5 protein-coding genes are annotated in these 7155 nt (G+C 52.5%); all 5 read right to left on the bottom strand.

Translation table 11 applies throughout. The features are described 5' to 3' along the window. Positions 1-202 (bottom strand): hypothetical protein (locus tag Q7V48_05900; GenBank protein ID MDO9210269.1); only part of this gene is annotated, 202 nt, incomplete at its 3' end. Between the two features lie 32 nt (positions 203-234). Further along, positions 235-3525, bottom strand: coding sequence for a carbamoyl-phosphate synthase large subunit (gene carB / locus Q7V48_05905; GenBank protein ID MDO9210270.1), 3291 nt, complete (start codon positions 3523-3525; stop codon positions 235-237). A 22-nt stretch (positions 3526-3547) separates the two neighbouring features. Next, positions 3548-4717, bottom strand: coding sequence for a glutamine-hydrolyzing carbamoyl-phosphate synthase small subunit (carA, locus tag Q7V48_05910; GenBank protein MDO9210271.1), 1170 nt, complete (start codon positions 4715-4717; stop codon positions 3548-3550). Beyond that, positions 4714-6006 (bottom strand): 3-deoxy-D-manno-octulosonic acid transferase, encoded by a 1293-nt coding sequence (locus Q7V48_05915; protein MDO9210272.1) that lies wholly within the window; start codon positions 6004-6006, stop codon positions 4714-4716. Before Q7V48_05915 ends, carA begins: the two co-directional genes overlap by 4 nt. Before the next feature lie 73 nt (positions 6007-6079). Further along, a complete protein-coding gene (kdsB, locus tag Q7V48_05920) occupies positions 6080-6817 on the bottom strand; it encodes a 3-deoxy-manno-octulosonate cytidylyltransferase (protein MDO9210273.1) in 738 nt (245 codons plus the stop codon). Positions 6818-7155: the final 338 nt, after the last annotated feature.

Here is a 7155-nt window from a genome sequence, read left to right on the forward strand (position 1 = left end):
TAACAATCCCCGCACTCTCTTGTCCCCGGTGCTGCAAAGCATAAAGGCCAAGATAAGTCAGGTTAGAGGCCTCGGCATGGTTGAAGATCCCGAAAACCCCGCATTCTTCTTTGGGGTGATCTGACAGGGAAGTCTTTACCCAACACCCGGACCCAATTCTCGGGTCCAAGGTTTCCTCTTTTTTTCCTTTAAGGTTTGGCATTTTTTCTTCCCCTTCTTCGGGGTTTACCGATTTTAACCCTCGGAGCGGTGCGCTGGAGAAAAATCAAGTGTAGCCTGAATCTCTTGGTTATAGCCGCAAACTTCCTCATGATACTCTTGCAAAGATTTCACCTGAACCTCTTCCTTCCGGAGGGCTTCAATACCGTTCACCGAGGCGGCGGCACCGGAGATGGTCGTAATTAACGGTACATTGTGGGCCACAGCCACCGCCCGGATCGAAACCTGGTCTCGCTTAGGACGATGCCCCGTCGGAGTGTTGATGATCAGGTCGATGGCGCGATTTTTGATCAAATCTACGATGTTGGGCCTTCCTTCGTGCACCTTATAAATGACTTCAACAGGAATCCCGTTCTGGGAGAGGGCCTTGCCTGTTCCCCGTGTGGCCACGATCTGAAAACCGAAATCAGAAAGCTTTTTGGCGATGAAGATAATGGCCCTTTTGTCTCTATTTTTCACGCTGATGAAAACCTTCCCTCTCTGGGGAAGAATCTGCCCCGCGGCCAGCTGAGCCTTGGCAAAAGCGATTCCAAAAGCGTGGTCGATACCCATAACCTCTCCGGTGGATTTCATCTCCGGTCCCAAAACCGTATCCACCCCTGGAAAGCGGTTGAAAGGAAAGACCGATTCCTTCACCGCAACGTGTTGCACCTCCACCTCTCGGGTGAACCCCAATTCTTGAAGAGTACGCCCGACCATCACTTTGGCAGCCAGTTTAGCCAGGGGGATGCCTGTAGCTTTGGAAACAAAGGGAATGGTTCTCGAGGCGCGAGGGTTCACTTCTAATACGTAGACTACGTCGTTGCGAATGGCGTACTGGATGTTCATCAACCCTTTGACGTTGAGCTCTCTGGCCAGAGCATACGTATTCTCCCTAATCACCCCGATCAACTCATCACTCAGGGTGTAAGGCGGAAGGACGCAGGCGCTGTCGCCGGAATGGATGCCCGCTTCCTCGATATGCTCCATGATCCCGCCGATGGTGACTCTTTCTCCGTCGGAGATGGCATCCACATCCACTTCGATGGCCTCTTCCAGGAATTTATCGATGAGAATGGGGTGCTCGGGCGAAGCCTTCACGGCATCGCGGATGTAGCGCTCCAAGGTCTCCTCGTTATAGACGATTTCCATGGCCCGCCCCCCCAAAACGTAGGAGGGCCGAACAACCACTGGGTAGCCCACCTCTCTGGCCACGATACGGGCTTCTTCAAAAGAGCTGGCCGTGCCGTTCGCGGGCTGGACCAGTCCCAATTTTCTGATCAAATCTTGGAAGCGCTGCCGGTCTTCAGCCCGGTCGATACTATCCGGCGATGTACCCAGGATACGCACCCCGGCTTTCTCCAGAGGTACGGCCAGATTGAGGGGGGTTTGTCCACCGAATTGGACGATGATGCCCTCGGGTTTCTCTTGTTCCACAATATTCAGCACATCTTCACGGGTAAGGGGTTCAAAGTATAGCCGATCTGAAGTATCGTAATCCGTGGAGACCGTTGCCGGGTTGCTATTGACCATGATGGTCTCGTACCCTTCTTCCCGCAGGGCTAAGGAAGCATGAACACAGCAGTAATCGAATTCAATTCCCTGGCCTATGCGGTTGGGACCTCCGCCGAGAATCATTACTTTCTTTTTGTTTGTAGGCCGGACTTCATCTTCCGACTCATACGTTGAATAATAATAAGGGGTATAGGCTTCGAATTCGGCGGCGCAAGTGTCTACGAGTTTAAAGGTGGGGGAAATTCCTTTCTTCTGGCGCCACTGGCGAACGGTCATCTCCTCCGAACCTAAAAGATAGGCGAGCTGAACGTCGGAAAACCCATACTCCTTGGCCTGCCTTAACAGCTCGTGAGGCATCTCCGGAATCTCGTGCCCCACCGTTCGGAATTGTTTGATCCTTTCTTCGCAATCGACAATTTGCTTCATGTTTTCCAAAAACCAGCGGTCAATCTTGGTCGACTCGGCAATTTCTGCCGGGGATATTCCCGCCTTCAAGGCCGTCCGCAGGTAAAAGATTCGCTCGGCGGTAGGCAGAGCCAGCTTCTCCCGAATTGCCTCGAGTGGCGCCTCCCCTTGGCCATCTCCTCCTAATCCAAAACGGCCGATTTCCAGGGAACGGACGGCTTTTTGCAAAGCTTCTTTGAACGTTCTTCCCACAGCCATGGCTTCCCCCACGGACTTCATCGATGTGGTCAGGATCGGGTCCGCACCGGGAAATTTTTCAAACGTCCAGCGGGGCACCTTTACCACGCAATAGTCAATGGAAGGTTCGAAGGAGGCCATGGTTTCCCGGGTTATATCATTGGGAATTTCATCCAAGGTGTAACCTACGGCCAGCTTGGCCGCGACTTTGGCGATGGGGAATCCGGTCGCTTTGGAAGCCAGCGCGGAACTCCGGGAAACCCGCGGATTCATCTCAATGACCACCATGCGGCCGTTTTCAGGGTTGACCGCAAATTGGATGTTTGATCCCCCCGTCTCAACGCCAATCTCCCGGATAATGGCAATGGCGGCATCACGCATCCGCTGGTATTCCTTGTCACTGAGGGTTTGAGCGGGGACTACGGTAATGCTGTCCCCGGTGTGTACCCCCATCGGATCGAAATTCTCGATGGAACAAATGATAACCACATTGTCCTTGAGATCCCGCATTACTTCGAGTTCATATTCCTTCCACCCGATGACCGACTCCTCGATCATGATCTCATGGATCAGGGAAAGCTCGATCCCCAAGGCGCATAGGCGCTCATACTCCTCCATATTAAAGGCAATCCCGCCACCGGTTCCCCCCAGGGTAAAGCTGGGACGGATGACGGCTGGTAAACTAATCTCTTCCACTACTTTCCGTGCTTCCTGCGGGTTATGAGCAAACCCGCTCCTGGGCACCTCCAGCCCGATGCGGCGCATGGCTTCCTTGAAGAGTTTCCGGTCTTCGGCCTTACGAATGGCCTCCTGATTGGCCCCAATCATCTCCACCCCGAACTTTTCCAGGATGCCCATCTCCACCATTTGGATAGCCGTATTCAGTCCGGTCTGACCTCCCAGGGTCGGAAGCAGGGCCTGGGGGCGCTCCCGCTCCACTATTTTGGCTACGATCTCAGGGGTCACGGGCTCTATGTATGTACGGTCGGCCATCTGCGGATCCGTCATGATCGTTGCCGGGTTGGAGTTGACCAAAATAATCTCGAAACCTTCCTCCTTCAGAGCTTTGCAGGCCTGCGTTCCGGAATAATCGAATTCGCAGGCCTGGCTGATGATGATGGGCCCGGAGCCGATGATCAGGATTTTTTGAATGTCCTTGCGCTTGGGCATACCTCTTGGGAATCCCTTTCCTTCATGCTGGCGAATATTTTTCCATCAGGGAAATAAACTCGTCAAAAAGATAGGCCGCATCATGCGGGCCGGCAGAAGCCTCCGGGTGATATTGAACGGAGAAGACCGGAAGACTTCTATGGCGCATCCCTTCCAGGCTCTGGTCGTTGAGGTTGATATGGGTAACCTCCACCTGCCCCGCCGGAAGCGTATCCCTGTCCACGCAAAATCCATGGTTTTGCGTGGTAATTTCAATTTTGCCGTTGAGTAAATTTTTTACGGGTTGATTAGCCCCGCGATGGCCGAATTTTAACTTATACGTCCGGCCCCCCATGGCCAGCCCTAAAAGTTGATGACCCAGGCAGATCCCAAAAATCGGCTTTTTACCCAGAAGAGACCGTATGGTCTCGATGGCGTAAGTCAGGGCCGCCGGATCGCCAGGCCCGTTGGATAGAAAAATTCCGTGGGGATCCAGCGATAAAATTTTTTCGGCAGCCGTCTTGGCCGGGACCACCAAGACCTGGCACCCCCGGCTGGTTAAGTGGCGGATGATGTTATGCTTGATCCCGAAATCCAAGGCTATCACCTTATACTTTTTTCCCACGGAGGGCGGGATTGCCTGACCTTTCGCCCATTCCCAGAGCCCGGTTCCCGTCCCCATGACCCTCTTCTGGCCCCACTCATACGCCTGCGAACAGGTAACCGCCTGAACCCAATCGCTCCCCACCATAGGTGGAGAATTGCGGGCTTTGGTCACTAAAGACTCGGGGTTCAAATCTTCGGTGGATAGAATCCCCCGCATGGCACCGGCCGTACGGATGTGTTTGGTCAAGGCGCGAGTGTCCACTCCTTCGATGCCAATGATCCCATATCCTTTTAAAAAATCGCCCAGACTGCCCTGAGAACGCCAATTGCTGGGAAAGAGGCTGTTTTCTTTTACCACAAAACCTTCTACCCAAGGCTGGGTGGATTCGCAATCTTCCGGGTTCACCCCGTAGTTCCCAATGAGAGGATAAGTCATGGTAACGATCTGACCTTTGTAAGAAGGATCGGTGAGTACCTCCTGATAACCGGTCATGGAGGTATTGAATACCACCTCGCCGCAGCGTTCTCCTGGGGCTCCCCAAGACCAGCCCGGAAAAATTTTCCCGTCTTCTAAGGCCAGAACGGCTCTTGGTCGGTCGCTCTTCATGCTTTTACCAACTTCAAAGCGAGTTCAGCGTTTCTCTGGGTAGCTCCGCGGTTGGCCAGAAGTGCCTCTTTTCCTGCTTCGCCCCTCTTTTTCAACTCCTGGGGATGATCCAAGAAAAAAAGACACCGTTCGGTCAGCTCTTCGGCATTCCGAACCATGATCCCCGCTCCTGAATCCTGCAAGAGGTGGTGAGCATCCAGGAAATCTTCCATCGAAGGTCCGTAAAGGACAACTTTGGACCAAGCCGCTGGTTCGAGAATGTTCTGCCCCCGCCGGGGAACCAGGCTACCACCGCAAAAGACAATGGTGGCCACGCTATAAACTTTAAATAGTTCTCCGAATGTATCCCAGAGGACCACCCGTTTCCCTTGCAAGCCATCCGCACCCAACTGGCTGCGGCGGATGAAATCTTCCACTCCCCTCCGCATCAAAAGCTTCTCCACTTTCGTTACGCGGTCTACATGCCTGGGAACCAGCACCAAGATTAAAGCGGGGTAATGCCGGCGTAGGGTTAAGAAGGCCTGTAAAACAGCTTCTTCTTCACCTTCATGGGTAGAGCCCGCAACGAAGATACGGTCCTGTTCATCCACTCCTAAAAGTTCTTGCACCTCTTTTTCCAAGGCTGGCTCGGCCAAGAAGGCCGCTTGGTCAAACTTGCAGTTGCCATTGACAAAGACATGCACCGGATTGGCCCCCATCGAGATGATCCGTTCTCCATCCTGAACCCGGATCATAGACATAATGTCTAAGTGATCCAAGACCGCTGTCCAGAAAAACCTTGTTTTCCGGTAACGGGGGAAGGAGCGATCGGAGATCCTGCCGTTGGCCAACATTGTCCGTCCCCCCTCTTCTTTCATAATGCGCAAAAAATTGGGCCAAATCTCGGTTTCGGCGAGAATAAAAAGATCCGGACGCACCTGGCGTATCACTTTCCGGACAACAAAGGGTAAATCCAGGGGGAAGAAAAAAATGGCCGTGGCTTCGGTAACCCGCTCTCTGGCGATCTTCTGCCCACTCTCTGTTCCTGTGGAAAGGACCAGGCATCCCTGGGGGTAGGTTGCCCGCAACTCCCTGAGTAAGGGATGGATCGCCGAAACTTCCCCTACGGAAACGGCATGTACCCATATCCTCGGCTTCCCTTTCATTCCGGACAATATTTCCTTGGGAAGGAAGCCGAGCTTCTGGGCGAAGACTTCGTGGCGATTGGAATGGAATATCATTTTAAAAAGAAGCAAAGGGAACGTGGCTAAACAGAACGTCCCCAAAAGAAGATTATAGAAGAGAAACACCGGGAGTTATGCCCTTATTCAAAAATCGTAAGTGGGGAGTGGTAAGTCGTGAGTAGTAACAACTCACAACTCACTACTCACGTTTCATTATTTTGCGAACTTTCTCAAGGTCCTCGGAAGTATCCACTTCCTGGGAGTCAAATTTCGTCTCCACAACTTTGATCCTGTAACCATGCTCCAATGCCCTCAACTGCTCCAGGGATTCCCACTGCTCCAGCATACCCCTTTCTATTTGGGTAAACTTCACCAAAAATTCCATCCGGTAAGCGTAGGGCCCGATGTGTTTATAATAACGTGGTTCCGAAGACGTCGATATGACATAGGGCATGGGCGAGCGGGAAAAATACAGGGCGAAACCCTTCCGATCAAAAACCACCTTCACCACGCTGGGATTGGCCAACTCTTCAGGGGTGCGAATGGGGTACACGAGGGCACCCATGTTTATGCTTGGATCATTCCGCAAGGGTCCGACGAGTTCATCAATCATCCCGGGTTCGAAAAGTGGCTGGTCTCCTTGAATGTTCACAATCAAGTCTTTATCCTGCGCTCGGAGTATCCTGGCGGCTTCGCATACCCGGTCCGTCCCGGAAGGGTGCGTTGACGAAGTCTCCAATACCTCCCCCCCAAAGGATTTCACCCGGTTATAAATGCGTTCATCATCGGTGGCCACGACCAATCGGTCTAAGGATGGAGACTTGCGGGCGCGTTCATATACCCACTGGATCAAAGGTTTTCCGGCGATGTCCGCCAAAACCTTTGCCGGAAGACGGGTTGATCCATAGCGAGTGGGAATGATGCCGTAAACTTTCATATCTATTATTTTCACCGCGGAGATCGCAGAGAACGCGAAGATTTTTAAATCTAAAAGCAAAGGGAAAAGCTTTAAATCAACAGAACTAATTCTTTTGTATTTTATTTTACTTCAAAATATCTTTGGCTCTTTACTTCTCTGCGGTCTCTGCGAACTTTGCGGTGAATCATTCGTTACAAAACTTCCTTCGCCGTCTCGCGCACCCCTTCGATAACCCTGGAAATCTGTTCCTCGCTCATGCGTACGGAGATGGGCAGAGCGATGGACCGCTTCAGCAACGCCTCGGATTGCGGCCAGGCATTGGTGCGGTAGGGGGGACAGAATTGAATAATATGATT

Source organism: Deltaproteobacteria bacterium (genome assembly GCA_030654105.1).
Classification (GTDB): Bacteria; Desulfobacterota; SM23-61; order SM23-61; family SM23-61; genus JAHJQK01.